Origin of the sequence: Pseudomonas sp. MPB23 (assembly GCF_046605395.1) — a bacterium.
Classification (GTDB): domain Bacteria; phylum Pseudomonadota; class Gammaproteobacteria; order Pseudomonadales; family Pseudomonadaceae; genus Aquipseudomonas.
In genome coordinates, this window is record NZ_CP176771.1 from 5018211 (window position 1) to 5043204 (window position 24994).

Sequence of the window (24994 nt, forward strand, 5' to 3'; positions counted from 1 at the left end):
TACCCGCGGGTGAAGTCATGAATATCAAGCAGAAGCTGACCTGGGCATTTGCGGCCATTGCGTGCCTGCCGGTCATCCTGGTCGCCATTCTGGTGGTGCTGAACGTGCGCGAGGGGGCCCTGGCCAATTTCCTCGACAGCAGCGGTCGCGAGATCCGCCAGATCGACAATGGCATGAAGCAATTCTTCGATGGCATCAGCCAGAACGTCGAATACGTGGCCAAGGACCCGCGCATTGTCGCGGCCAAGGACATCAAGAGCTACGCCGGCGCCGACGCCGCACAAATCCCGCTCACTGCGACCAATAAAGAGTTGCTGGCGATTTTCGACCAGTTCGCCAAAAGCCATCCCAGCACCGCCTACCTGTCCCTGGGCCTCGCCGATGGCGGCTACGCCAGTTGGCCCGACGACGCCAAGCTGAACAACTACGACCCACGCGTACGCCCCTGGTACAAAGCCGCCATCGCCGCGCCCGGCACCACCGTGCGTACCGGCGCCTATTACTGGGCGCCGGACGATGTGGTGCTGATCGGCACCGTGCATACCGTCGCCGACGCCACCGGCAATATCCTCGGCGTGGTCGGCCTGGACGTGTCGCTCAAACAGCTCACCGAACTGGTGCGCAACATCAAGCTCGGTCACAGCGGCTACCTGATGCTGGTGGAAGCCAATGGCAACGTGCTGGTGGACCCCAGCGACGCCAAGCACAACTTCAAGCCCCTCGCCGACCTGGGCGCCAACTATGCCGAACTGGCCAAGCGCGGCGACGGCGTGACCCAGGTCGAGATCGACGGCGTGCCGTACATGGCCAACGTGGTCAGTTCCAAAGACCTGGGCTGGCGCTTTATCGGCCTGATCAAGCGCGACGAAGTGATGGCCGAAGCCACCAGCCTCACCTGGCTGATCGCGGCCATCGCAGCGGCATTGGCCGTGGTGTTCGCGATTGTCGGTGCCAGCTTCGCCAGCATGATCGTGCGCCCGATCCGCGGCGTCGCCGAGGGCCTGCAAGAGATCGCCGAAGGTGAAGGCGACCTCACCCGCCAACTCGCCGTGCAAGGCAAGGATGAAACCGCCAGCCTGGCCGGCTGGTTCAACCAGTTCCTGGGCATGATCGCCCAACTGGTGCAGCGCATCGGCAACGCCTCCTCCGACCTGCAGACCGCCGCCGCCGACACCAGCGAAGTCGCCCACAACATGCACCAGGCCGCCGGTCGCCAGCGCGAAGCGGTGGAACTGGTGAGTACCGCGTTCAACGAAATGGTGGCCACCGCCAACGAAGTCGCCCGCTCCTGCAGCGCCGCCGCGTCGAGTGCCGATGAGGGCTACCGCGATGTGCACGACGGCCAGCAGCACATCGGCGAAGCCACCGGCAGCGTGCTCAAGCTCAGCGAAGACCTGCAAAAGTCGACCCAGACCATGCAGCAGTTGGAGCAGGACAGCAAAAACATCAACACCATCCTCGACACCATCCGCTCGATCGCCGAGCAGACCAACCTGCTGGCCCTCAACGCAGCGATCGAAGCCGCGCGCGCCGGTGACCAGGGCCGTGGCTTTGCCGTGGTCGCCGATGAAGTCCGCGCCCTGGCCCGCCGCACCGCCGACTCCACCGGCGAGATCGACAGCCTGCTCGGCAACCTCGCCCGCCGCACCCAGGAAGTCACCCTGCAGATGCAGGGCAGCCTGCAGGTCTCGCACACCAGCGTCGAACGCATCCAACAGGCCCGCGACAGCTTCAACAAGATCCAGGGCTCGGTGGACTCGATTCGCGACCAGAACACCCAGATCGCCACGGCCGCCGAAGAGCAGCATCAGGTCGCCGAAGAGATCAACCGCCACATCGCGCAGATCCATGCCGATGCGCAACTGGTCGAAGGTTTTGCCCAGTCGGCACAGACCGGCTCAGGTCGCTTGACCGATATTTCCGGGCAACTCAAAAGTCTGGTAGGCCGCTTCAAGTTCTGAGTGCTGTCACACCGGGGTCGCCTGCGGGGGCGTGTATTGGCTACTATAGCTACGCACTCCCCGCCGCCTACCCAACCACCCCGGAGCCTTAATGCCCAACCCCAAGGACACGGCCGCCGACAGCAGCACCCCGATGATTCCCGAGCAGCGCCGCGAACAGATCCTGCGGCAGTTACGCAAGCATCAGGTGATGAGCGTGCATCAGTTGATGGAGATGTTCGATTGCTCGCACATGACCGTGCGCCGCGATATTGCCCTGCTGGAGCAGGAAGGCCGGGCGTACTCCGTCACGGGTGGGGTCAGGATCGCCAGCCAGTTGCACAGCGAGCCCAGCCATCAATCCAAAGCCGTGGTGGAATTGCCGCAAAAGCAGGCCATGGCACGACTGGCGGCGCGGTTGCTGCACGCAGACATGACGGTGTACCTGGATGCCGGCACCAGCACCCTGGAGATAGTGCCTTATATCAAGGCGCTGTCGGGAATGACGGTGGTCACCAACGACTTCGGGATCGTGCAGGCCTTGATGGATGCGCCCCAGGTCACGGTGATCCATACCGGCGGCCAACTGGACCATGACAACCATTCTTCCGTCGGCGGGCTGGCCGTGGCGACCCTGCGCCAGGTGGTGACCGACATCGCCTTTGTGTCCACCAGTTCCTGGGATTTGCATCGAGGCATCACCACCCCTTCGGCGCTGAAAGTCGAGGTCAAGCAAGTGGCGATGCAATCGGCGTCCCAGGTCGTGCTGGTGGCGAGCAGTTCCAAGTACGGCACCTTCAGCATGTACCGCATCGCCGGACTGGAACCGTTCGACATGATCATCAGCGACGACGGCCTGGCCCCGGCGGCGGCAGATGGCATCCGCAAACGCGGGATTGAATTGATGCTGCCGGGGGATCCGCCATCGGCCTGATCTCCTGAGGGAGATGTCGAGCGTTAGCGATTGGGCCGTGAGCATGAACGGGTCGAGGGTGGCTCCGCTTTCAACGCTCACTGGAAAGGCAAGGACTACGGCAGCCCCAAAGACGTCAATGGCAACGTGGTGGACTACCCGAACCTCGATGAAAATGTTGCTTTAGATCCCTGTTTTCAACGCTCAATTGCAGCAGTTGAAAACCAGGGATTTTTTGCTTCAGAAGAGTCGCTTGAAACACAAAGAGAATGGATTGTTGGCCGAGCGCGGGAATCAGCCTGTGGAAATCGCCACACAAGGCTACGACCCCAACCGCCGTAGCCCCTTCTCTTACCGTCAGGCAGCAGACCTAATGAGCACTGTTTCCAATCGCCTCCCCCTACAATCCAACCCGCTCACCTTAGCCAATCCTGCCCACGCACAGCTACCCTCTCGCCCCAAACGTGATGCCCCACCGCCAGCGCAATCGCCCCAAAGTGCTCGCGCTGAAGGTGATCGCGCATTGGCAATGGAGTACCGCTCGGCGCTGATCCTGGACGCCAACCGCGAGAGAAATGTCACGATCAACACCATTGCGCCGGACTCTACCTTTGGCCAGTGGTGGGCGCATTTGCGAAACACCCTCAAATCGCCCGACGTACGTCAGTGGATGAAAGAAAAAGGCATCAGCCCGGGCTCCATCAAGCTCAATCTGAACACGGGCGAAATTTCCTTCAAGCGCCAAGGTCATCTTGATCCCGAACAAAAGCGTCTCACCATTGGGCAAGACGACAGGCACTGGGCCGCGATCAGCGGACCAATCCTGCAGGCCGCACGGGTGATTGATGCTGGCCACGGCGATACCACCTTCACGCCCCCGCAAAGCGACCTTGATCAGCCGGTTCCCTATTGGCTCGTGGGCAGGTTTTACAATGAGCCGCAGAACCTTACCGCGCCGTCCATGCGCCGGCGTGCACAAGAGATCGAATGGGATCAAAAGAAAGAACAGTTTCAAGGGTTCAAGCCACTTGATCCGGCGACCGCAGGCACGTTGATTCAAGCGCGAAGCGACAACGCGCTCCAGGTCCAGCAAGCCTACCTGGGCAACATCTACAACCGTAGCCTGGCCAGCAACGGACTGCGTCACCTGGCGACCTCCGTAAAAGACGGCGCCCACAGTGCCGGACAAATCAAAGCTGAATTACAGAACACGACCGTCAGCCTGGCATTCGACGGCAGCTATCAGCCCGCCAATCGCGGCCCCGGCTATGAGGTCAGTCTGCTGCAATTGCTGCAGGATCACGGCTGGGATATCCCCACCACCCACCAACAACTGGAAAACCTGGCAACCGCCCTTGGCACCCCGCCCCCCAAGGCTGCCCCCCATGGCAACCTGAGCGGAGCGCTGGCCTGGCCAGCCCCTCTTGACCAGGACAACCAGGCACAACTGCGCACGGACATAAGCGCCGGCACGTTCGGCGATGTCTCGTTATCGCCCTTCAGGACCGTGCTCGACTATCTGTTGAACAATCGGCCGATCACCCCTGAAGAGCTGCGCAATCCACGTCTATTGATTGCCAACTTGATCAATTCGCCCAGGGGTCAGCAACTGGGGAACGCCATCGCATCCACATTCGAGGCGCGCAACATCAAAGGCACTGCCAATGACTGGATCCTGGCGGCGATGAACGTGGAACTGGACAGCGGTACGGGCAAGCCGCCCAGCGAGATCCAGGGTTACCGACTCATCTCGCCAGCCAATACCGGCAAGTCGCCCGCCACCATTATCGAGGAACTGGCTGCCCACCTGCGCGACATCAACCGAACGTCGTCCCCCGAGAAGGCCCTGGTCCAGGCGCACCTGTTACTGGCCAACCGGGCGCCCGCCTTCCTGGTCAAGGACATTCCCAGCCAGGTGGTGGTGGGCACCCACAGTTGGGTCAGCTTCGTCACGGCCACCGCGCGCATTGAAGCAAAAGCGCCAGGGGCAACGGCAACGATGACCTACGCGCAAGTCATGCTCGAAGCCGAAACGGCGCCAATCACCGATGAAGAACGCCAGATTGAATATGCCGCGCAGAACGAAGCGATCAAGGACTGGGGGGTCGCCAACGGCATGGGTTACCCCGTGACCAAAGCCGAAGTCAATGCCGTGCGCGAGGCGTTCAGCGCACAAGTTCGCGAGCTGCGCGAAGCCGCCGAATCGCCTCCCCCCTCAGAAATGCCTACGACCAAAGCCATTGCCCTGGAGCAGTTGAAGAAAGCACTGCCAGACATGGACCCGAAACTGTTCGAAAAAAAATGCATCAACTCACAGCCATCCAGCAGGTTTTTTCCCGGCCCCTACTCGATACTGGATCTGTATATCGATGGCCGCGCACTGCTGGGCGCGCCGGTCTCGGCCGATGACTGGGAAAATTTGGCCGGGATTTTGTACAGGTCGTGACCCTTGACCAAGTCAATATTCCCGCTGATGGCCGACGCGCCGCCTGGATCTCGTCCTCGAATGAGGTCGACTTCAACAAGGTTTTACCCAGGCTCAAAGACCTGCCGCGCCCGCTGGAAACCTTCAAAAAGACATTTGGCGATTACGCCAATACCGTCAAAAAAGCTACGTCGGCACAGATCAAGCTGTTGATTTCGAAGCTGCCGCTGGAAGATCGGGAGAATCTGGAGTTCGGCAAAATAACCATCCGCAAGGAAATACGCTACAACCGCGCCGATCACCCGATTCGTGTGGAGCCGGGCGTGCTGCTGGTCGAGACCGAACGCAATGGCAATGTCATGACCTACGCCATCGATCGTTTGAAAGGCACGGTGACTCGACGGCCAGACCAGGCCTACAAGGAGTTCGAGCCCAGAAGCGGCCTTCTACACTCCTCGGGCGGTAAGCGCTTTGATACGGTCAAGCCGACGGGGCAGTCTTCGCCTGGAATAACGGATGAAAAGCCGGCGTCAGACAGCGCACCCAACAGTTTCGGGAGTCCCAGGACCCAATACATTGCCGATGCGATAATCACCGATATGGAGCTGCCGGCGGTCGAGGCCTACGCCAGAGGTGCAACAACCTTTCAGACAGAAGTACCGACGTACAAAATAGTCGAAGAAGTCGCGCTGAATCTGATCCCGTTCCGCTCCGCCATAAAGAACTTTATCGACGGAAAAGTCGGTGAAGGCATTGTCGACCTGGCCTTTGATATCTTCGGTTTCGCCGTCGGCCTGGGGGCTGCGGCCAAAGGCACGAAAGCCCTGGCTGTCGGGGCCTCGACCCTTTCAAAAGCTGCCAATGCCGGCAAGATCATTGGCCGGGCGGCAATCGGCGCGCTCAATCCATTGGGCGGTGTGGATGACTTGGCCCGCGGTGTGGTGAGCCTGGGGCGCACCGCTCACAAGGGGGTTAAATCCCTGCGCGGTTCTTACCGCAGCGTCAATCTGCTTGAGCTGGCCAAAAAACCCGACCTGGCCGAAGGCACTTACAAGGCGGCCAATGGCGCGGCTGAAAGCAGAGCCCTGGCTAAATTCGATGAGGCGACCCACAAGTGGTACGCCTTTGACCCACGTACAAATCAGGCCTACGGCAAAGCTCTGGAAAATTTTGCGGTTGATCCCACCAAGACAAATGACCCCAACAGCCTGCGTGCAATCGGCAGCCAGAATGGCACCCAAGCGATAAGCCAAGAGCATGGTTTGGCGGCCTCCGGCACGTTCAAGATTGGGCGGGAGACGGTGGAGGGCCCAGTGGTGATGTTTCAAGGCAACTGGCATCAATACGACACATTGAAAAAACGCGCCTTCGGCCCGCCGCTGAAAGAGTTCAAAGCCAATCAGGTGGCGGCCAATGGCGAGGTGCGATCGCTCAACAGCGATTTATTGGGTTATGAAGCCAAACATATCGCGGTAGACGAGCTCAAGCTCAAGGGCCCACAGAGCAATATCTATGTAGGCCGCAGCCATAAGGAATATGTAAAAGTCGATGGGCTGTTGTATGAGTCGCGCTTGAGCGAAGGCCAGCGCGTGATCCGTCACGCTGGCGGCGCAGGCCCGGATATCCCCGTGCGGGATCTGGGCATCGGCGGGTGGGAACCCACCTCACGGAGCAACCGTCTGCTCGGCGGTGTGGGAAATGCACCCACGCCCTGGAAGCTCGGCGACAGCACTTATGTCGTGCCGATGGACGACATCAAAATCAACAACAATCCAAGTTCTCCCTACTCGCTCACCTACAAGGGCGTGGACCATAGCGTCACCTTCGACAGTTCAGCCGGTGCCTGGAAAGCCACCAACGTCTCTACCGGTATTGAAGCGCACAGCTCGACGTATTTCTGGAGAAGTGGCAAAGGCAAATGGCAGCGGGGGCCGTTCAGTGAGTTGAAAAAGGCCAAGCAGACTGACGCCCATCGATTCCAATTTGTAGATGTCGCCGCGCCGACAACGGTTTCCATTCCCAAAGATATAAAGCCTCTGCCCAAACAGCTTCACTATTTTTGGGCCGGGCAGACTATCCCGCCAAACCTGGTGGAAAACATGGCCAACAATGCAGCCAAGTCCCCGGGGTACAAATCCATCCTGCACGTGGATGCCGACAACCCCGCCATCTTTCAAACAATAAAAAGTGACCTGGAGCGCAAAGCCCCTGGCCTGACCGTGATGAACCTCAATGATGATGAAGTGTTCAAGCAACTGAAAAATGGTGAGATGTACAACTACTTTCGCCAAGGACAAGGCAAAAACCTGGCGGCGGCCTCGGATGTCGCGCGCTATCCGATCATGAACAAATACGGCGGCATTTATCTCGACACCGATGATGTGATCCAAGCCAATATCGGCAGTACCGTATTGAATGCCGGAGCGAATGACGTACTCCTCAATAAGCCTGTTGCTCATAGCCTCACGGACTACAAACCGTTCTACAACACCAGCAACTTTGCAACGCAACCTGGCAACCCGGTGATTAGCGAGGTGATCGCCAACATGAACAAACGATTTGCCGAGAACAAGGCCTATTTCACCGCCAATCGGCCTACGGTGTCCAAAGGGGCCAATGGTCGAGTGCAATACACCCCGGAATTCGAAGCCTATGAGCGCAAGATTTTCGATACGGTGGGGCCCAACCTGTTTAATGAGACCCTTAAATCAAAACGACCGGATATGTACGAGTTGGGCTTTGATGGCATCATCAAAGAATCAAAGCTCGTCGACGGGCAGCTCGTCTCATCCGGGCCAATCGTCAACATCGAAGCCAACGCTCGCAATTACTACCAAAGCAAGGGCATTACCCCACCCGACCTGCTCGGCCTCCAGGTGCTAAGGGTCAAGGAGCATTACATGCCGCTGTTCTACCAGTTCAAAGTCAAGATTGGCGCTGAACACTCCTGGATCAATGCCTAGCGGCTGAACCGTACACCGTTCGACCCTCGGCCAATCTCAATAACCCGCCGCCGCCCACCGCACCTTCAACAACGCCGCACGCAGCGCATTTTTGCCCACGGACCCCAGCGCCAGGCGATGTACAGCGTGCGCTCCGGCGCCAACTGCACCAGCGGTGGTGGCGCGTATTCGGCGAGGACGGCGTAGGCCGCATCCTCCAAAAGAATCAGCCCATGCTCACGGTTTAAGGTCCAGGCCCCGAGGATTGTGAAATGTCGGCATGCAATACAGCGCCCGCACGGGACGTCGACGACAGACCTGTTCAAGCGCGACAAGATCAGGACCAATCAGCGTGACCGGGGAGGCGCCTCGACTATCGAGCCGCTTTCCAGTCCCGCAGCCATTGCAGGCCCGCCGAGGTATCACCCTTTGGACGGTATTCGCAGCCGACCCAGCCGTCGTAGCCCAACTGGTCCATCAGGTCGAACAGGAACCCGTAGTTCAACTCGCCCAGGTCAGGCTCGTGACGATCCGGTACCCCGGCGATCTGGATATGGCCAATGCCATTGAAGTCACGGCGCAGCTTGGTGGCCACGTCACCTTCGACGATCTGGCAGTGGTAGCAGTCAAACTGCACCTTGAGGTTGCTCGCGCCGACTTCACGGCAGATAGCCTGGGCCTGATCCTGGCGGTTGAGGAAGAACCCCGGCATGTCGCGGGTGTTGATCGGTTCCAGCAACACGGTGACGCCGACCTTCGCCGCCGCCGCGCTGGCGTAGGCGAGGTTTTCCAGGTACACGGCCTGATGGCGCTGGCGCTGGCTTTCCGAGGGCAGCAAGCCCGCCATGACGTGCACGCGGTCGTTGCCGAGCACGGCGGCGTATTCCAGCGCGCGCTCGAAGCCGCTGCGAAACTCGGCCTCACGCCCCGGCAGGCTCGCGATGCCCCGCTCCCCCGCCGCCCAGTCACCGGGCGGAGCGTTGAATAACGCCTGCACCAGGCCGTTATCACTCAAGCGCTGCTTGAGCACCTGCGCGTCGTAGTCGTAAGGAAACAGGTACTCCACCGCGTCAAAACCGTCGGCCTTCGCGGCACTGAAGCGCTCGAGAAAGTCATGTTGCGGGTACAGCATGCTCAGGTTGGCAGCAAAACGAGGCATAGGAACTCCCGAAAATCAGACAAAAGGCCAGATCAGCAATGTAATCACGAAACCCAAGGTACCGAGCACGGTGGTGATCACCGTCCACGTGCGCAAACCGTCGGCCACGTTGAGCCCGGCAAGTTTGGTGAAGATCCAGTAGCCGGCATCGTTTATATGCGACATGGCCAGCCCGCCACCGCCCATGGCAAGGCACAGCAGAGCCAGGTGGTTGGGCGTCAGGTTGAGGGTGGCAATCAGCGGGCTGATGATACCGGCGGTGGTCACCAGGGCCACGGTGGTGGAACCCTGCACCGCCCGCAACAACATGGTCAGCAAAAAGCCCAGGGCCAGCACCGGCAGGCCCGTGGTGCGCAGCAGGTCGGAGACCACCGCGCCGATCCCGGTGTCCACCAGCACTTTGCCGAACACCCCACCGGCACCGGCGATCAGGATCACCATGGCCACGCCCGGCAAGGCCGAGCCGATCACATCCGACACCTGGCTACGGCTCCAGCCACGGCGCGAACCCAGCAGCCAGGCGCATAGCAAGGTGTCGATCAGCAGCGCCACCAACGGCGCCCCCAGCACCGTCATCACCCCGCGCAACGTTGATTCGACCGGGAGCAATGACGTGGCCAGGGTGCCCAGCAGAATCAATACAATCGGCAGCAGGATCAGGCTGACAATCAGCCCGAAGCCCGGCGCAGGCGCCACCGGCAGCTTGGCGGCGATGGCGCTGGTGGACTCTTCCAGGCCCAAGTGGGACTCGGCCACGACGCTTTGTTGCACCGCCTGTTGGTTGCCGTGGGTCCAGACCCGCACGTCTTCATTGGTCACGTGGGGGCCATAGACTTCGGCGCGGATGTCATCGGTCATCGGATAGAAGCGCCGCGTCATGCGCCCCGCCACGCGGTAGCCGACATAGCACAGTAACGCGGTGATCGGCAGGCCGAACATCAGCACCCGGCCCAGGTCGGCGCCCAGTTGGCTGGCAGCGGCCACAGCGCCTGGATGGGGCGGCAGAAACGCATGCACGGTGAGCAGCGCCGCACACATCGGCAACGCGAACATCAGCAGCGGCTTGCGCGCCCGACGTGCCACGCCGTAGGCCAGCGGCATCAGGATAATCACCCCGACTTCAAAGAACACCGGCACGCCGATGATGAACCCGGCGATGGTCAGCGCCAGCGGCGTACGGCTGTTGCCAAACCGCTCGATCAGCGACTTGGCCAAGGCTTCGGCACCGCCGGACAGCTCGATGATCCGCCCGATCATCGCGCCCAGGGCAATGATGATCGCGATATGGCCAAGGGTCTTGCCCATGCCGCCTTCGATCGTCGCCACCAAGTCAGCCGGTTTCACCCCGGCCACCAGCGCCACCACGATACTCACCAGCATCAGCGCGACAAACGGCTGAAATTTGTACTTGAGGACCAGAAACAGCAGCAGCGCGATACCCGCGCCTGCGGTCAACATCAAAATCAGTGGGCTCATTCGAGAATGTCCTGTTGTTATTGTTTTTGGGTGCACGCCGCTCCCGTCAAGATCCGCAGGCGGGTCTCGCGGGGGGGCTTGTAGTGTCGGTCTACGGCTTACCAGTGCGCGCCGAACGTCTCGCGCAGTTCATCCAGGGCGGCCTGGCTCAGCGGCTCGGGCCGGGGGTTGCTCATCAGCCAGAGCCTGGCGGTTTCTTCCAGCTCTTCCAGGGCGTAACTGGCCTTGGCGACCGAGCTTTCCCAGACCACCGGCCCCAAGCGCTCGAGCATCACCCCACGCACGCTGTTGGCCAGTTGCGCGACTTGTTCAGCGACGTTGGGCGAGCCAGGACGCTGGTAGCCGATCAAGGGGATGTGCCCGACCTTCATCACCTGATAGGGCGTGAGCGGCGGTAGAATATCGTCCGCCCGCCACACCCCGGCCAGGGTCAACGCCACCAGGTGGGTGGAATGGGTGTGCACCACCCCGCCCACCAAAGGGTTGCGGTCATACACCTGACGGTGCAGGGCCAGGGTCTTCGAGGGCTTGTCGCCGGATACCCACTCGCCTTGCAGGTTGACCTTGGCAATCGCCCCTGGCGCCAGGCGCCCCAGGCAGACATCGGTGGGGGTAATCAACCAGCCATCGTCCAGGCGCGCACTGATATTGCCGGCGCTGCCGACGGTGTAGCCACGTTGATACAGGCTGTGGCCGACATCGCAGATTTCTTCACGCAGGGCCTGTTCGTCGATGCCACTCATTGGGCACCTCCGGCCAGGTACGCGAGGGCGTTGGCAAAAAACTCACGGCCACCGAAGTTGCCGGATTTCAGCGCCAGTGCCAGCGGCTCGGCACCACTGCTGACCGTGGCCGGTACGCCGGGTCGATCTGGGCACCGATCTGCAACAGGTTGACGCCAAGGGCCTTGACCACCGCACCGGAGGTTTCCCCTCCGGCCACCACAAAGCGCCGCACGCCCTGCTCGCGCAAGCCGGCAGCGATCTCGCCCAAGGCGTTTTCCACCAGGGCGCCGGCGCGTTCGACACCCAGTTGTTGCTGCACCGCCTTGACCTCGGCCGGGGTGCTGGTGGCGTAGATCAACACGCTGTGGGCACTGTCGCGGGCAAAGGCCAACGCCTGCGCCACCACCGGTTCACCGGCGGCCAGGGCGATGGGATCGATGCGCAATGCCGGGCGGCCCGCCTCACGCCAGGCCGCGACCTGGCCGAGAGTTGCCACCGAGGCACTGCCGGCCAGCACCACCTCGCCACCGCTGACCGTGGGCAACGCACTCACGTCGAAATCGCGCAATTTACCCGCTCGGCGGAAATTGCCCGGCAGGCCCAGGGCCAGGCCCGAACCACCGGTCAGCAGCGGCAAGTCAGCGCAGGCGCTGCCCAGGGTGTAAAGGTCCTGATCCGACAGCGCGTCGGCAATGGCAATGCCCACGCCCTGCTCGCGCAGTTCGGCGATCTTCGCGCGCGTTGCGTCCACCCCCGCAGAGACCGTGTCGTAACGCAGCAGCCCGACCGGCAATGCGGTCTGACTTTGCAGCACGCGCACCAGGTTGGCGTCGCCCATGGGCGTCAGTGGGTGATGCTGCATGCCCGACTCATTGAGCAACTGGTCCTGCACAAACAGGTGACCACGGAAAATCGTCCGGCCGTTTTCCGGGAACGCCGGGCAGGCCAGGGTGAAATCACCACCCAGCGCCTTGAGCAAGGCCTCGCTGACCTGGCCGATATTGCCGGCGGCGGTGGAGTCGAACGTGGAACAGTACTTGAAGAAAATCTGCTCGCAGCCTTGCTCGCGCAGCCAGTCCAACGCGGCCAGGGATTCCTCGACCGCCTCTGCCACCGGCGTAGTGCGCGACTTGAGGGCTATGACAATGGCGTCCGCATCCAGCCCCGCCGCCACTTCGCGGCTGGGGATGCCAATGCTCTGCACCGTGCGCATGCCACCGCGCACCAGCATGTTGGCGAGGTCGGTGGCGCCGGTGAAGTCGTCGGCGATGCAGCCCAGCAACGGGCGCGTGGTGTGATTAGTCATAAAGCGCTCCTTACACCGGCTCGGGCTTGGCAGTCGGCAAGTCGATGCCGGGGAAAATCTTGATCACCGCCGAGTCGTCCTCACGGCCAAAGCCGGCGCTGGAGGCCTGCATGAACATCTGGTGCGCAGTGGCGGACAACGGCAGCGGAAACTTGCTCGCACGCGCGGTATCCAACACCAGGCCGAGGTCCTTGACGAAAATATCCACCGCCGACAGTGGCGTGTAGTCGGCCTTGAGAATGTGCGGCACGCGGTTCTCGAACATCCAGGAATTGCCTGCGCTGTGGGTGATCACCTCGTACAAGGCATCGGCGTCCACCCCTTCGCGCAGGCCCAGGGCCATGGCTTCGGCGGAGGCGGCGATGTGCACCCCGGCGAGCAACTGGTTGATGATCTTGACCTTGGAGCCCAGGCCGTGGAAGTCGCCCAGGCGATACACCTTGCCGGCCATGCCCACCAACACTGCATCGGCCTTGGCATAGGCGGCCTGCGGGCCCGAGGTCATCATGGTCATCTCGCCGGCGGCGGCCTTGGCCGCACCACCGGAAATCGGCGCATCCAGGTACAGCAGGCCGAGTTCGCCGAGGCGCTGGCCGAGGTCCACGGCGTAGGTCGGGGCCACGGTGGCGCAACCGATCACCAGGCTCGCAGGGCGCAATGCAGCCACTGCACCGCGTTCGCCAAACAATACGGTTTCGGTCTGCTCGGCGTTGACCACCACGGTGACGATGACGTCACAGGCCTCGGCCATCTGCGCCGGTGACGCGCACGCCACCCCGCCTTCATCGGCGAACTGTTGGGTGACCGTCTCGCGCACATCGCAGGCATGCACATTGAAACCTGCACGCAACAGCGAGCGGGCAATGCCCAGCCCCATCGCGCCCAAACCGATCACACCGACATTCTTATTATTCATGGGTACTCCAGGGGAAAACGGTGGCTGACACCACACCGGCGAGCCGCGTTGGAATTGGGATCGATCATCCACCAATGAACAGATTATGTGAAGTATTTTTTCGATCTAACATTTTTTAACATTGCATCGAAGTGAATTTCACGCACGACCCTTTATCGCCTCGCCCCGTGCGAACTCATTTGTGACGCTTGTGCTTTGCGTATTATGGTATACCATCATACGCAATCCACTCCCCCACACCTGATGGAGCCGCTCATGAGTTTCGAAATCCGCAAGATCGTCAGTTATGTCGAAGAAACCTTTATCGAAGGCGGCAAAGCCTCGGACACGCCGGTGACCATGGTCGGCCTGGCCGTGGTCCTGAAAAACCCGTGGCTGGGTCGCGGTTTCGTCGAAGACCTGAAGCCTGAAATCCGTGCCAACTGTTCCGACCTCGGTGCGCTGATGGTCGAGCGCCTGGTGGGCATCATCGGCGGCGCCGAGAAAATCGAAGCCTACGGCAAGGCCGCCGTGGTGGGCGCCGATGGCGAGATCGAACACGCCAGCGCGATCATCCACACCCTGCGCTTCGGCAACCACTACCGTGAAGCGGTCAAGGCCAAGAGCTACCTGAGCTTCACCAACAAGCGCGGCGGCCCGGGCACGTCGATCCAGATCCCGATGATGCACAAGGACGACGAAGGCCTGCGTTCGCACTACATCACCCTGGAAATGCAGATCGAAGATGCACCGCGTGCCGACGAAATCGTCGTGGTCCTGGGCTGCGCCGATGGCGGCCGCCTGCACCCACGGATCGGTAACCGTTACATCGACCTAGAAGAACTGGCCGCCGAAAGGCCCAGTAATCCCGGCGGGTAACACCTCTAACAAAAAGGTATGCAGGAGCGCTCCATGATTCGGCTCACCGCTGAACGCACCCCGGCTGGCACCAGTTATCTGGCGACCGGCCAAGGCCAGCCTGTGGTTTTGATCCACGGCGTGGGCCTGAACAAAGAAATGTGGGGCGGGCAAGTCGTTGGCCTGGCCACGAACTACCGCGTGATCACCTATGACATGCTCGGCCACGGCGCCAGCCCGCGCCCGGCCGCCGGCACACCGCTGCTTGGCTATGCCGACCAGTTGCTGGAACTGCTCGACCACCTACAAGTGCCCCAGGCCACGGTGATCGGGTTTTCCATGGGCGGTCTGGTCGCACGTGCGTTTGCCCTGCATTACCCCGAGCGCCTGCATAGCCTGGTAGTGCTCAACAGTGTGTTCGACCGCAGCCCTGAACAGCGTGCCGGCGTGATCGCCCGCACCGCCCAGGCCGCCGAACACGGCCCGGACGCGAATGCCGAAGCGGCCCTGTCGCGCTGGTTCAGCCGCGAATACCAGGCGGCCAACCCGGCGCAGATCGCCGCGCTGCGCCAGACCCTGGCCGGCAACGATCCCCAGGGCTACCTGACCACCTATGAATTGTTCGCGACCCAGGACATGTACCGCGCCGAGGACCTGGGCAGCATTCAGGCGCCGACACTGGTCGCCACCGGTGAGCTCGATCCGGGCTCGACACCGCAAATGGCCCGGCAATTGGCCGAACGCATTCCCGGCGCGACCGTCGCCATCTTGCCCGAGCAACGGCATATGATGCCGGTCGAATCGCCGCGCCTGGTCAACCAGCTGCTGCTGGACTTTCTCGACACGGCACACTCCCAACAGCACCCGATAAAGGGGATCGTGGCATGACGCTTGAACGCTTCCAGATGTGCATCGACGGAGAATGGGTCGATGCCCTGTCCGGCAAGACCTTCGACAGCCTGAACCCGGCCCTCGCCGAGCCTTGGGCGCAACTGCCCGACGCCGACGAAGCCGACGTGGAGCGCGCCGTGCAGGCCGCGCAAAGCGCCTTCGACAGCCCGGCCTGGCGCGGCCTGACTGCCACCGCGCGGGGCAAACTGCTGCGCCGCCTGGGCGACCTGATCGCCGAGAACAAAGAACACCTGGCCCAGTTGGAAAGCCGCGACAACGGCAAGTTGATCCGCGAAACCCGTGGCCAGGTCAGCTACCTGCCGGAGTTCTTCCACTACACCGCCGGCCTGGCCGACAAGCTCGAAGGCGGCACCCTGCCGCTGGACAAGCCCGACCTGTTCGCCTACACGGTGCACGAAGCCATGGGCGTGGTCGCCGCGATCATTCCGTGGAACAGCCCGCTGTACCTGACCGCAATCAAACTCGCGCCGGCCCTGGCCGCGGGCAATACCATCGTGATCAAGCCGTCGGAACACGCCTCGGCGACCATCCTGGAACTCGCGCGCCTGGCCCTCGAAGCCGGGATTCCGCCGGGCGTGGTCAACGTGGTCACAGGCTACGGCCCAAGCACCGGCGCCGCCCTCACCCGCCACCCGCTGGTGCGCAAGATCGCCTTCACCGGCGGTGCGGCCACGGCGCGGCATGTGGTGCGCAGCAGCGCGGAAAATTTCGCCAAGCTGTCCCTGGAACTGGGCGGCAAGTCGCCGAACATCATTTTTGCCGACGCCGACCTCGACAGCGCCATCAACGGTGCGATTGCCGGTATCTATGCGGCGTCCGGCCAGAGCTGCGTCTCCGGTTCGCGCCTGCTGGTGCAGGATGAGATCTACGACGAATTCGTCGCGCGCCTGGTCGAGCGCGCCCAGCGCATCCGCATCGGCAACCCCCAGGACGACGCCAGCGAAATGGGCCCCATGGCCACCGCGCAGCAACTGGCCGTGGTCGAAGGCCTGGTGGCGGATGCCATCGCCGAAGGCGCGCGCCTGCGCACCGGCGGCAAGCGCCCGCAGAACCTGGGCGAAGGCTGGTTCTATGAGCCGACGCTGTTCGAGTGCGACCGCAACTCGATGAAGATCATGCAGGAAGAAGTGTTCGGCCCGGTGGCCTCGGTCATCCGCTTCAAGGACGAAGCCGAAGCGCTGGCCATCGCCAACGACTCGCAGTTCGGCCTCGCCGCCGGCATCTGGACCCGTGATCTGGGCCGCGCCCACCGCCTGGCGCGGGATGTGCGCTCGGGTATCATCTGGGTCAATACCTACCGAGCGGTGTCGGCCATGGCGCCCATCGGCGGCTTCAAGAACAGTGGCTATGGACGCGAAAGCGGCATCGATTCGGTGCTGGCCTACACCGAGCTGAAGACGGTGTGGATCAACCTCTCCCAGGCGCCCATGCCTGACCCCTTTGTGATGCGTTAAGAGACCACCACCATGATCGAACCCGGCATTTATAAAGACGTCATGAGCTCCTTCCCGTCCGGCGTCACGGTGGTCACCACCCTCGACCCGGACGGCGGCATCGTCGGCATCACCGCCAGTGCGTTCAGCGCGCTGTCGATCGACCCGGCGCTGGTGCTGTTCTGCCCCAACTATGCGTCGGACACCTACCCGATCCTGCGTGACAGCAAGCGCTTCGCGATCCACTTGCTGTCCGCCGACCAGACCGCCGAAGCCTATGCCTTCGCCAGCAAGGGCAAGGAAAAAGCCAAGGGCATCGAGTGGCACCTGAGCGAATTGGGTAACCCGCTGCTGGCCAAGGCCACGGCGATCATCGAGTGCGAGCTGTGGCGCGAATACGACGGCGGCGATCACGCGATCATCGTCGGCGCGGTGAAGAACCTGATCCTGCCCGAGCAACCGGTCACGCCGATGATCTATCACAAAGGCAAGCTGGGCCCGCTGCCCACCCTGGCCTGAGGAGCACTGTGCAATGAGCAACGAAAAGTATGAGCAGGGGCTGAAGATTCGCACCCAGGTGCTGGGCGAAGCCTACGTGCAGCGTTCGATCGAGAACGCCGACGACTTCACCCGGCCGCTGCAGGAGCTGGTCACCGAATACTGCTGGGGCCATGTGTGGGGCCGGGAGGGTTTGTCGCTTAAAGAACGCAGCATGATAAACTTGGCAATGATTTCGGCCCTCAATCGGCCCCACGAGCTCAAGCTGCATGTACGCGGCGCCTTGCGTAACGGGCTGAGTCGTGAACAAATACGCGAAATTCTGCTTCAGGTCGGCATCTATTGCGGGGTTCCCGCCGCCGTGGACAGCTTCCGGCTGGCCCGGGAAGCCTTCGCCGAAGCCGATGCCGAGGCCTCCCGTTAACCGCCCCATTCAGAGCAGACCCCATGAAACGCGCGCCCCTCGACGACAGCTTCAAGGTCAATCACAACCCGGTCACCCTGCGCGAAATCGTGCTGGAAAAACTGCGCAGCGCCATCATGAACTTCCAGTTGCTGCCCGGCGACCGCCTGGTGGAGCGCGACCTGTGCGACCGCCTCGGCGTCAGCCGCACCTCGGTGCGCGAAGCCTTGCGTCACCTGGAGTCCGAAGGACTGGTGGAATTCGCCGATGCCAAGGGCCCGCAAGTGGCGATCATCACCCTGGCCGACGCCGTCGACATCTATGAACTGCGCTGCGTGCTCGAAGGCCTGATCGTGCAGCTATTCACCCTGCGTGCCAAGGCCAAGGACATCAAGGCCCTGGAAAAAGCCCTGGAGGAAAACCGCAAGGCCCTCAAGGACGGCGAACTGCAACAGGTCATCGATTCGGTGCAGGGCTTCTACGACGTGTTGCTCGAAGGCTCGGGCAACCACGTGGCCGCCACCCAACTGCGCCAGTTGCAGGCGCGCATCAGCTACTTGCGCGCCACGTCGGTGTCCCAGGAAAACCGTCGCGGCACCAGCAACCAGGAAATGGAACGCATGGTCCAGGCGATCAAGAGCGGCGACCCGCTGGCGGCCCACCAGGCCTGCGTCGATCACGTGCGCGCCGCGGCGGCCGTGGCCCTGGATTACCTCAAGCGCAAACAGGAAGAGACCGGCAAGATCCCCGAGATCACCCTGCCCATCGCCCTCAAAGAACCGCGCATAGGTCACTGACCGTGTCCAGCCCACGCTTTTGCCCGCAATGCGGCGGCAGTGACCTCGGTTACCAGCGGCCGGCGGGCGATACGCATGAGCGCCTGATGTGCCGCGGTTGCGGCTACATCCACTACGTCAATCCCAAGATCATCGCCGGCTGCATCATCGAGCAGGACGGCAAGTACCTGCTGTGCCAGCGCGCCATCCCACCGCGCCCCGGCACCTGGACGTTGCCCGCCGGCTTCATGGAAGGCGGCGAAACCACCGAACAGGCCGCGTTGCGTGAGGTGTGGGAAGAGAGTGGCGTACGCGCCGAGATCCTCTCGCCCTACTCGATCTTCAGCGTGCCGAGGATCAGCGAGGTGTACATCATCTTCCGCGCCATCGCGCTGGAAATCACCGGCCAGTTCGGGCCGGAAACCCTCGACTACAAATTCTTCGCGCCCGAGGACATTCCCTGGGACAGCATCTACTACCCGGCGATCCGGCAGATCCTCGAACGCTACATCGCGGAACGCCAGGCCGGGGTGTACGGGATTTACATCGGCAATGACGACAGCGGCAAGGTGCATTTCATCCGCTGATCGTCCAGCCGAAGCGAGTCGAATGTGGGAGCAAGCCCCCTCCCACATTTGGGCCCCGCCCGCCTGTCAGGGCACCAGCCCTTCCACAATGATGATCTGCGCCTCCCCCACGCCCTCGCGATGCGCCTTCGCCGCCTGATATTCGGCGGATTCGTAACACGCCACCGCCTGCTCATAGCTGTCGAACTCAATCACCACATTGCGTTGGCGTGCCGGCCCGCCTTCCATCGCTTCGCTGCGCCCACCCCTGGCCAGGAACCGCGCGCCGAACTTGGCAAACGCCGCTGGCGCGCGCTGGGTGTACTGCGTGTACTGCTCTGCATCGGACACATCCACATGGGCAATCCAGTAGGCCTTCATCACGACATCCTCTTGTTTGGTTTTTGTGGTATACCATAATACATACGACCAACAAAACGAGCATTTCACATGTCCTTCAACAGCATCGCAGACATCATCGAAGACTACCGCCAAGGCAAGATGGTGCTGCTGGTGGACGACGAAGACCGGGAAAACGAAGGCGATTTGTTGCTGCCCGCCGCTTGCTGCACCGCCGAGACTATCAGCTTCATGGCCCGCGAAGCCCGTGGCCTGATCTGCCTGACCCTCACCGACGAACACTGCCAGCGCCTGGGCCTGGAGCAGATGGTGCCGAGCAATGGCAGCGCGTTCAGCACCGCGTTCACCGTGTCCATCGAAGCCGCCAGCGGCGTGACCACCGGCATCTCCGCCGCCGACCGCGCGCGCACGGTGGCGGCCGCCGTGGACGTCAATGCCGGCCCGGCCGATATCGTGCAACCGGGGCATATCTTCCCGCTGCGCGCCAGGGACGGCGGTGTGTTGACCCGCGCCGGCCATACCGAAGCCGGCTGCGATCTGGCGCGCCTGGCCGGGCACACGCCGGCCTCGGTGATCGTCGAAGTGATGAACGACGACGGCACCATGGCCCGCCGCCCCGACCTGGAAATCTTCGCGCGCAAGCACGGCATCAAGATCGGCACCATCGCCGACCTGATCCACTATCGCCTCAGCACCGAGCGCACCGTGGTGCGCATCGGCGAACGCGACCTGCCTACAGTGCACGGCACGTTCCGCCTGATCACCTTTGAAGACCGTATCGACGGCGGCGTGCACATGGCGATGGTCATGGGTCACTTACGCCGCGACGAGCCGACGCTGGTCCGCGTGCATGTGATCGACCCGCTACGCGACCTGGTCGGCGCCGAGTACAGCGGCCCGTCCAACTGGACGCTGTGGGCGGCCTTGCAGCGTGTGGCCGCCGAAGGCAGCGGCGTGGTGGTGGTGCTGGCCAACCATGAATCGTCCCAGGCATTGCTGGAGCGCGTGCCGCAGTTGACCCAGACGCCGCGCCCGTTCAACCGCTCGCAATCGCGGATTTATTCGGAAGTGGGAACCGGGGCGCAGATATTGCAGGACCTGGGTGTCGGCAAGCTGCGTCACCTGGGTCCGCCGCTGAAATACGCCGGGCTGACCGGCTACGACCTGGAGGTGGTCGAGAGCATTCCCTTCACCGAATGACAGATAACCGGTAAGGCAAAATGCTTGCACAAAGTTTGGAATACCATAATATGATATTCCATAGACCGAACGCTTTCGCCAAGTGCGCCCGCCAGGGACAGCACCAATAACAGCCCTTGGCACGGTCGCCTTTTGAGGCCCCCGATAGGGGCCTCGATGAACCTACTGCTCCCGATAGGCGGGCATTACCAAGCCCGCTCAAAAACACAACAAATGAGGGCGTGAAAATGGTGTTGAACAAACGTGTAACTGCGGTTCTGTTCGCAGGTTTACTGGCCACGGCCACTCACGCGGCCATGGCGGCCGAAAGCGTGAACTTCGTGAGCTGGGGCGGTAGCACCCAGGACGCGCAGAAACAGGCATGGGCCGACCCTTTCAGCAAGGCCAGCGGCATCACCGTTGTACAGGACGGCCCGACCGACTACGGCAAACTCAAGGCCATGGTCGAAAGCGGCAACGTGCAGTGGGACGTGGTGGACGTCGAGGCCGACTTCGCCTTGCGCGCCGCCGCCGAAGGCCTGCTCGAACCGCTGGATTTCTCGGTGATCCAGCGCGACAAGATCGACCCACGCTTCGTCTCCGACCATGGCGTCGGTTCGTTCTTCTTCTCCTTCGTGCTCGGCTACAACGAAGGCAAGCTCGGCGCCGCCAAGCCCCAGGACTGGACCGCGCTGTTCGACACCAAGACCTACCCGGCAAACGCGCCCTCTACAAATGGCCAAGCCCTGGCGTGCTCGAACTGGCCCTGCTCGCCGACGGCGTGCCCGCCGACAAGCTCTACCCCCTGGACCTGGACCGCGCCTTCAAGAAACTCGACACCATCAAGAAAGACATCGTCTGGTGGGGCGGCGGCGCGCAATCGCAGCAACTGCTGGCCTCCGGCGAAGTCAGCATGGGCCAGTTCTGGAACGGCCGTATCCACGCCCTGCAGGAAGACGGCGCGCCAGTGGGCGTGAGCTGGAAGCAGAACCTGGTCATGGCCGACATCCTCGTCGTGCCTAAAGGCAGCAAAAACAAAGCCGCCGCGATGAAGTTCCTGGCCAGTGCCAGCAGCGCCAAGGGCCAGGCCGATTTCTCCAACCTGACCGCTTATGCACCGGTGAACATCGACAGCGTGCAGCGCCTGGATTCGGTCCTCGCACCGAACCTGCCGACCGCCTACGTCAAGGACCAGATCACCCTCGATTTCGCCTACTGGGCCAAGAACGGTCCGGCCATTGCGACACGGTGGAATGAATGGCTAGTCAAATGAAAATGACGGCAACCACGCCGACCGGGAGCGCCCTCGGCGCTGCCGGTGCGGTGTCCCGCAACGCCGGGGCGCCGTCCCTGGCCCAGCGCTGGCGCGGGGCGGGCAACCTGATCCCGGCCCTGCTGTTCCTCGGTCTGTTCTTCCTGGCACCGCTGATCGGCCTGTTGCTGCGCGGCGTGCTGGAGCCGGTGCCGGGCCTGGGCAACTATGAACAACTGTTCGCCAACTCGGCCTATGCCCGCGTGCTGCTCAACACCTTTTCGGTGGCGGGCCTGGTGACCCTGTTCAGCCTGCTGCTGGGCTTCCCGCTGGCCTGGGCAATTACCCTGGTGCCCCGCGGCTGGGGGCGCTGGATCTTGAATATCGTGCTGCTGTCGATGTGGACCAGCCTGCTGGCCCGCACCTATTCCTGGCTGGTCTTGCTGCAAGCCTCCGGGGTGATCAACAAGGCGTTGATGGCGATGGGCATCATTGATGTGCCCCTGGAGATGGTGCATAACCTGACGGGCGTGGTGATCGGCATGAGCTACATCATGATCCCGTTCATCGTGCTGCCGTTGCAGGCGACCATGCAGGCCATCGACCCGATGATCCTGCAGGCCGGCTCCATCTGTGGCGCGAGCCCCTGGACCAACTTCTTCCGGGTGTTCCTGCCGCTGTGCCGGCCGGGGTTGTTTTCCGGTGGGTTGATGGTGTTCGTGATGTCCCTCGGTTACTACGTCACCCCGGCGCTGCTCGGCGGTGCACAGAACATGATGCTGCCCGAGTTCATCATTCAGCAGGTGCAATCGTTCCTCAATTGGGGCCTGGCCAGTGCCGGTGCCGCGTTGTTGATCCTCATCACGCTGGTGCTGTTCTACTTCTACCTGAAGCTTCAACCGGAATCCCCGGTTGGCGCCAGCAACGCGAGGTAAGCCGTCATGCTCCTGACCCCCAATGCCATGAGCCGCAGGATGCGCTTGGGCCTCTACACCACCACCGGTTTGATTGGTTTGTTCCTGCTGCTGCCGATCGTATTTATCGTGCTGCTGTCGTTCGGTTCGTCCCAATGGCTGGTGTTCCCACCGCCGGGCTGGACGCTGAAATGGTACGGCCAGTTCTTCTCCAACGCCGACTGGATGAACGCGGCGATGGCCAGCCTCAAGGTCGCGGTGCTGACCACCGTGTTCGCCGTGGCGCTGGGCCTGCCCACCGCGTTTGCCCTGGTGCGCGGGCGTTTCCCCGGTCGCGAGATGCTCTACGGCCTGTTCACCCTGCCGATGATCGTGCCGCTGGTGATCATCGCCGTGGCGGTCTACGCGCTGTTCCTCAAGCTCGGCTACACCGGCACGATGTTCGCCTTTGTGGTCAGCCATGTGATCGTCGCGCTGCCGTTCACCATCATCTCGATCATCAACTCGCTGAAGCTGTTCGACCAGTCGATTGAAGACGCGGCGGTGATCTGCGGCGCCTCGCGCCTGCAGGCGGTGTTCAAGGTGACCTTCCCGGCGATCCGCCCGGGAATGGTGGCCGGTGCGCTGTTCGCCTTTCTCGTCTCGTGGGACGAAGTGGTGCTCAGCGTGATGATGGCCAGCCCGACCCTGCAAACCCTTCCCGTGAAAATGTGGACCACCCTGCGCCAGGACCTGACGCCTGTGATCGCCGTCGCCTCGACGCTGCTGATCGGCCTGTCGGTACTGGTCATGGTGATTGCCGCCGCCGTTCGCCGGCGCACAGAAACCCGCGCTTGAGCGCCGAGGAGCAAGACATGAGTGCAGTGATCCAAGATGCCGCGCAAAACCCTGGCCAAACCCTGGTCAGCCTGCGCAACCTGAACAAGTTCTATGGCGAATTCGCCGCCGTGGACAACATCTCGCTGGACATCAAGGACGGCGAGTTCCTCACCTTCCTCGGCTCCAGCGGCTCGGGCAAAAGCACCACCCTGTCGATGCTCGCCGGCTTTGAAACGCCGAGCAGCGGCGAGATCCTGGTGGGCGGTCAGTCGCTGGTCAATGTACCGCCGCACAAGCGCGACATTGGCATGGTGTTCCAGCGTTACTCGCTGTTCCCGCACCTGTCGGTACGCGACAACATCGCCTTTCCCCTGGCGATCCGCAAACTGGCCAGCGCCGAACGCGAGAAGCGTGTCGACGCCATGCTCAAGCTGGTGCAATTGGAACAATTCGCCCATCGCCGCCCGTCGCAACTGTCCGGCGGCCAGCAACAGCGCGTCGCCATCGCCCGGGCGTTGGTGTACGAACCACGCATCCTGCTGATGGACGAACCCCTCGGCGCCCTCGACAAGAAACTGCGTGAAGACTTGCAGGACGAACTGCGCCAGTTGCATCGGCGCCTGGGCATCACCATCGTCTACGTGACCCACGACCAGGAAGAAGCCATGCGCCTGTCCCAGCGCATCGCGATTTTCAGTCACGGCAAGATCGTCGGCCTGGGCAGCGGTTTCGACCTGTACCAGAACCCGCCGAATGCATTCGTCGCCTCGTTCCTGGGCAACTCCAACTTCCTCAAGCTCAAGGCCCAGGGCAATGCGGCGGCGTCGTTCGAGGGGCAATCGCTGTCGATCCGCCTGACCAGCGGGCTGTGCAGCGAGCAGGATGTATTGCTGATGGTGCGCCCGGAAAAAGCCCTGGCGCTGAGCGTCGAACAAGCCGCCGAACAGCCATTGGCGGCCGGTTGGAACGAAGTGTCGGCGATTGTCGGCGAAGTGCTGTTCCTCGGCGAAAGCCAGACCTGCAGCGTAAAAACCCTGGGGGGCACCTCAATGACGGTCAAGGCGCTGTCCGCCGCCGGCATGCCGCTCAAGACCGGCGACCCGGTGCGCGTACGCTGGGCCACGGCGGATGCCTGCGTGTACACCGAATGGGCCGAAAGCGATCTGAACAAAGCCGCCGGCGCCCATTGAGTCAGCCTTGTGACAGCAAGCCTTGTGAGAGGGCTTTGTGTGTAGGGGCCTTT

General features: G+C 62.3%; 19 protein-coding genes and 5 pseudogenes. 17 read left to right on the top strand and 7 right to left on the bottom strand.

Features of this window, described 5'->3' with window-relative positions; genetic code table 11:
• Nucleotides 1-17: 17 nt before the first annotated feature.
• From ACLH0J_RS22580 to ACLH0J_RS22600, 5 genes and pseudogenes are all read left to right on the top strand, one after another.
• Nucleotides 18-1100: pseudogene (locus tag ACLH0J_RS22580) on the top strand (cache domain-containing protein); the annotation flags it as partial.
• A gap of 318 nt (nucleotides 1101-1418) precedes the next feature.
• Nucleotides 1419-1961 (top strand): annotated as a pseudogene (locus ACLH0J_RS22585) (methyl-accepting chemotaxis protein); the annotation flags it as partial.
• Between the two features lie 91 nt (nucleotides 1962-2052).
• Nucleotides 2053-2874, top strand: a complete 822-nt coding sequence (locus ACLH0J_RS22590; protein ID WP_411389111.1) for a DeoR/GlpR family DNA-binding transcription regulator — start codon at nucleotides 2053-2055, stop codon at nucleotides 2872-2874.
• 232 nt (nucleotides 2875-3106) lie between these two features.
• Nucleotides 3107-5299: a hypothetical protein gene (locus tag ACLH0J_RS22595; RefSeq protein WP_411389112.1), complete on the top strand. Its 2193-nt coding sequence runs from the start codon at nucleotides 3107-3109 to the stop codon at nucleotides 5297-5299.
• Nucleotides 5296-8241 (top strand): glycosyltransferase family 32 protein, encoded by a 2946-nt coding sequence (locus ACLH0J_RS22600; protein WP_411389113.1) that lies wholly within the window; start codon nucleotides 5296-5298, stop codon nucleotides 8239-8241. The genes ACLH0J_RS22595 and ACLH0J_RS22600 overlap by 4 nt, the downstream gene beginning before the upstream one ends.
• Before the next feature lie 113 nt (nucleotides 8242-8354).
• Here ACLH0J_RS22600 and ACLH0J_RS22605 read toward each other — a convergent pair.
• From ACLH0J_RS22605 to ltnD, 6 genes and pseudogenes are all read right to left on the bottom strand, one after another.
• Nucleotides 8355-8580 (bottom strand): annotated as a pseudogene (locus ACLH0J_RS22605) (PLP-dependent aminotransferase family protein); the annotation flags it as partial.
• A gap of 13 nt (nucleotides 8581-8593) precedes the next feature.
• Complete coding sequence (gene otnI / locus ACLH0J_RS22610; RefSeq protein WP_411389114.1) at nucleotides 8594-9379, bottom strand: 2-oxo-tetronate isomerase; 786 nt, start codon at nucleotides 9377-9379, stop codon at nucleotides 8594-8596.
• Nucleotides 9380-9394: 15 nt separating this feature from the next.
• The gene (locus ACLH0J_RS22615) at nucleotides 9395-10855 is read right to left on the bottom strand and encodes an SLC13 family permease (protein WP_411389115.1); all 1461 of its coding nucleotides are present in this window, start codon (nucleotides 10853-10855) and stop codon (nucleotides 9395-9397) included.
• Between the two features lie 98 nt (nucleotides 10856-10953).
• Nucleotides 10954-11598, bottom strand: a complete 645-nt coding sequence (locus ACLH0J_RS22620) for an aldolase (RefSeq protein WP_411389116.1) — start codon at nucleotides 11596-11598, stop codon at nucleotides 10954-10956.
• Nucleotides 11595-12886: pseudogene (gene otnK, locus ACLH0J_RS22625) on the bottom strand (3-oxo-tetronate kinase). The gene ACLH0J_RS22620 and the pseudogene otnK overlap by 4 nt, the downstream one beginning before the upstream one ends.
• Before the next feature lie 10 nt (nucleotides 12887-12896).
• Nucleotides 12897-13838 carry an L-threonate dehydrogenase gene (ltnD, locus tag ACLH0J_RS22630; RefSeq protein ID WP_411392876.1) on the bottom strand — a complete coding sequence of 314 codons (942 nt, stop codon included), beginning with the start codon at nucleotides 13836-13838 and terminating at the stop codon, nucleotides 12897-12899.
• A gap of 219 nt (nucleotides 13839-14057) precedes the next feature.
• Here ltnD and ACLH0J_RS22635 point away from each other — a divergent pair, with 219 nt between their 5' ends.
• The 7 genes from ACLH0J_RS22635 to ACLH0J_RS22665 are packed head-to-tail and all read left to right on the top strand — an operon-like array spanning nucleotide 14058 to nucleotide 19248.
• Complete coding sequence (locus tag ACLH0J_RS22635; RefSeq protein WP_411389117.1) at nucleotides 14058-14660, top strand: amino acid synthesis family protein; 603 nt, start codon at nucleotides 14058-14060, stop codon at nucleotides 14658-14660.
• A gap of 33 nt (nucleotides 14661-14693) precedes the next feature.
• The gene (locus ACLH0J_RS22640) at nucleotides 14694-15527 is read left to right on the top strand and encodes an alpha/beta fold hydrolase (RefSeq protein ID WP_411389118.1); all 834 of its coding nucleotides are present in this window, start codon (nucleotides 14694-14696) and stop codon (nucleotides 15525-15527) included.
• Nucleotides 15524-17005 (top strand): aldehyde dehydrogenase, encoded by a 1482-nt coding sequence (locus ACLH0J_RS22645; protein WP_411389119.1) that lies wholly within the window; start codon nucleotides 15524-15526, stop codon nucleotides 17003-17005. Before ACLH0J_RS22640 ends, ACLH0J_RS22645 begins: the two co-directional genes overlap by 4 nt.
• Nucleotides 17006-17017: 12 nt before the next feature.
• A complete protein-coding gene (locus ACLH0J_RS22650) occupies nucleotides 17018-17503 on the top strand; it encodes a flavin reductase family protein (protein ID WP_010567340.1) in 486 nt (161 codons plus the stop codon).
• A 13-nt stretch (nucleotides 17504-17516) separates the two neighbouring features.
• Nucleotides 17517-17906 carry a carboxymuconolactone decarboxylase family protein gene (locus ACLH0J_RS22655; RefSeq protein ID WP_262050967.1) on the top strand — a complete coding sequence of 130 codons (390 nt, stop codon included), beginning with the start codon at nucleotides 17517-17519 and terminating at the stop codon, nucleotides 17904-17906.
• Nucleotides 17907-17929: 23 nt separating this feature from the next.
• Entirely contained in the window at nucleotides 17930-18682 is a 753-nt protein-coding gene (locus ACLH0J_RS22660; RefSeq protein WP_027603600.1) for a GntR family transcriptional regulator, read from the top strand.
• Between the two features lie 2 nt (nucleotides 18683-18684).
• A complete protein-coding gene (locus ACLH0J_RS22665) occupies nucleotides 18685-19248 on the top strand; it encodes an NUDIX hydrolase (RefSeq protein WP_010567343.1) in 564 nt (187 codons plus the stop codon).
• 66 nt (nucleotides 19249-19314) lie between these two features.
• Here the strand turns inward: ACLH0J_RS22665 and ACLH0J_RS22670 are convergent, their stop codons facing one another.
• Nucleotides 19315-19608 (bottom strand): DUF1330 domain-containing protein, encoded by a 294-nt coding sequence (locus ACLH0J_RS22670; RefSeq protein ID WP_411389120.1) that lies wholly within the window; start codon nucleotides 19606-19608, stop codon nucleotides 19315-19317.
• A 69-nt stretch (nucleotides 19609-19677) separates the two neighbouring features.
• Here ACLH0J_RS22670 and ribBA point away from each other — a divergent pair, with 69 nt between their 5' ends.
• The 5 genes and pseudogenes from ribBA (at nucleotide 19678) to ACLH0J_RS22695 (ending at nucleotide 24941) form a co-directional block, all read left to right on the top strand.
• On the top strand, nucleotides 19678-20787 hold the full coding sequence (ribBA, locus tag ACLH0J_RS22675) for a bifunctional 3,4-dihydroxy-2-butanone-4-phosphate synthase/GTP cyclohydrolase II (protein WP_411389121.1): 1110 nt from the start codon (nucleotides 19678-19680) through the stop codon (nucleotides 20785-20787).
• Between the two features lie 227 nt (nucleotides 20788-21014).
• A pseudogene (locus ACLH0J_RS22680) lies at nucleotides 21015-22039 on the top strand (ABC transporter substrate-binding protein).
• On the top strand, nucleotides 22036-22953 hold the full coding sequence (locus ACLH0J_RS22685) for an ABC transporter permease (RefSeq protein WP_411389122.1): 918 nt from the start codon (nucleotides 22036-22038) through the stop codon (nucleotides 22951-22953). Before ACLH0J_RS22680 ends, ACLH0J_RS22685 begins: the two are co-directional and overlap by 4 nt.
• Nucleotides 22954-22959: 6 nt before the next feature.
• The gene (locus tag ACLH0J_RS22690; protein WP_411389123.1) at nucleotides 22960-23769 is read left to right on the top strand and encodes an ABC transporter permease; all 810 of its coding nucleotides are present in this window, start codon (nucleotides 22960-22962) and stop codon (nucleotides 23767-23769) included.
• Between the two features lie 17 nt (nucleotides 23770-23786).
• A complete protein-coding gene (locus tag ACLH0J_RS22695; RefSeq protein WP_411389124.1) occupies nucleotides 23787-24941 on the top strand; it encodes an ABC transporter ATP-binding protein in 1155 nt (384 codons plus the stop codon).
• The last annotated feature ends 53 nt before the right edge of the window (nucleotides 24942-24994 follow it).

Coding starts and splice junctions, on each gene's coding strand:
- ACLH0J_RS22645 (WP_411389119.1), top strand. CDS start 15,524: ATGACGCTTGAACGCTTCCAGATGTGCATCGACGGAGAATGGGTCGAT.
- ACLH0J_RS22650 (WP_010567340.1), top strand. CDS start 17,018: ATGATCGAACCCGGCATTTATAAAGACGTCATGAGCTCCTTCCCGTCC.
- ACLH0J_RS22695 (WP_411389124.1), top strand. CDS start 23,787: ATGAGTGCAGTGATCCAAGATGCCGCGCAAAACCCTGGCCAAACCCTG.
- ACLH0J_RS22590 (WP_411389111.1), top strand. CDS start 2,053: ATGCCCAACCCCAAGGACACGGCCGCCGACAGCAGCACCCCGATGATT.
- ribBA (WP_411389121.1), top strand. CDS start 19,678: ATGTCCTTCAACAGCATCGCAGACATCATCGAAGACTACCGCCAAGGC.
- ACLH0J_RS22640 (WP_411389118.1), top strand. CDS start 14,694: ATGATTCGGCTCACCGCTGAACGCACCCCGGCTGGCACCAGTTATCTG.
- otnI (WP_411389114.1), bottom strand. CDS start 9,379: ATGCCTCGTTTTGCTGCCAACCTGAGCATGCTGTACCCGCAACATGAC.
- ACLH0J_RS22670 (WP_411389120.1), bottom strand. CDS start 19,608: ATGAAGGCCTACTGGATTGCCCATGTGGATGTGTCCGATGCAGAGCAG.
- ACLH0J_RS22635 (WP_411389117.1), top strand. CDS start 14,058: ATGAGTTTCGAAATCCGCAAGATCGTCAGTTATGTCGAAGAAACCTTT.
- ACLH0J_RS22620 (WP_411389116.1), bottom strand. CDS start 11,598: ATGAGTGGCATCGACGAACAGGCCCTGCGTGAAGAAATCTGCGATGTC.
- ACLH0J_RS22660 (WP_027603600.1), top strand. CDS start 17,930: ATGAAACGCGCGCCCCTCGACGACAGCTTCAAGGTCAATCACAACCCG.
- ACLH0J_RS22615 (WP_411389115.1), bottom strand. CDS start 10,855: ATGAGCCCACTGATTTTGATGTTGACCGCAGGCGCGGGTATCGCGCTG.
- ACLH0J_RS22655 (WP_262050967.1), top strand. CDS start 17,517: ATGAGCAACGAAAAGTATGAGCAGGGGCTGAAGATTCGCACCCAGGTG.
- ACLH0J_RS22690 (WP_411389123.1), top strand. CDS start 22,960: ATGCTCCTGACCCCCAATGCCATGAGCCGCAGGATGCGCTTGGGCCTC.
- ACLH0J_RS22685 (WP_411389122.1), top strand. CDS start 22,036: ATGAAAATGACGGCAACCACGCCGACCGGGAGCGCCCTCGGCGCTGCC.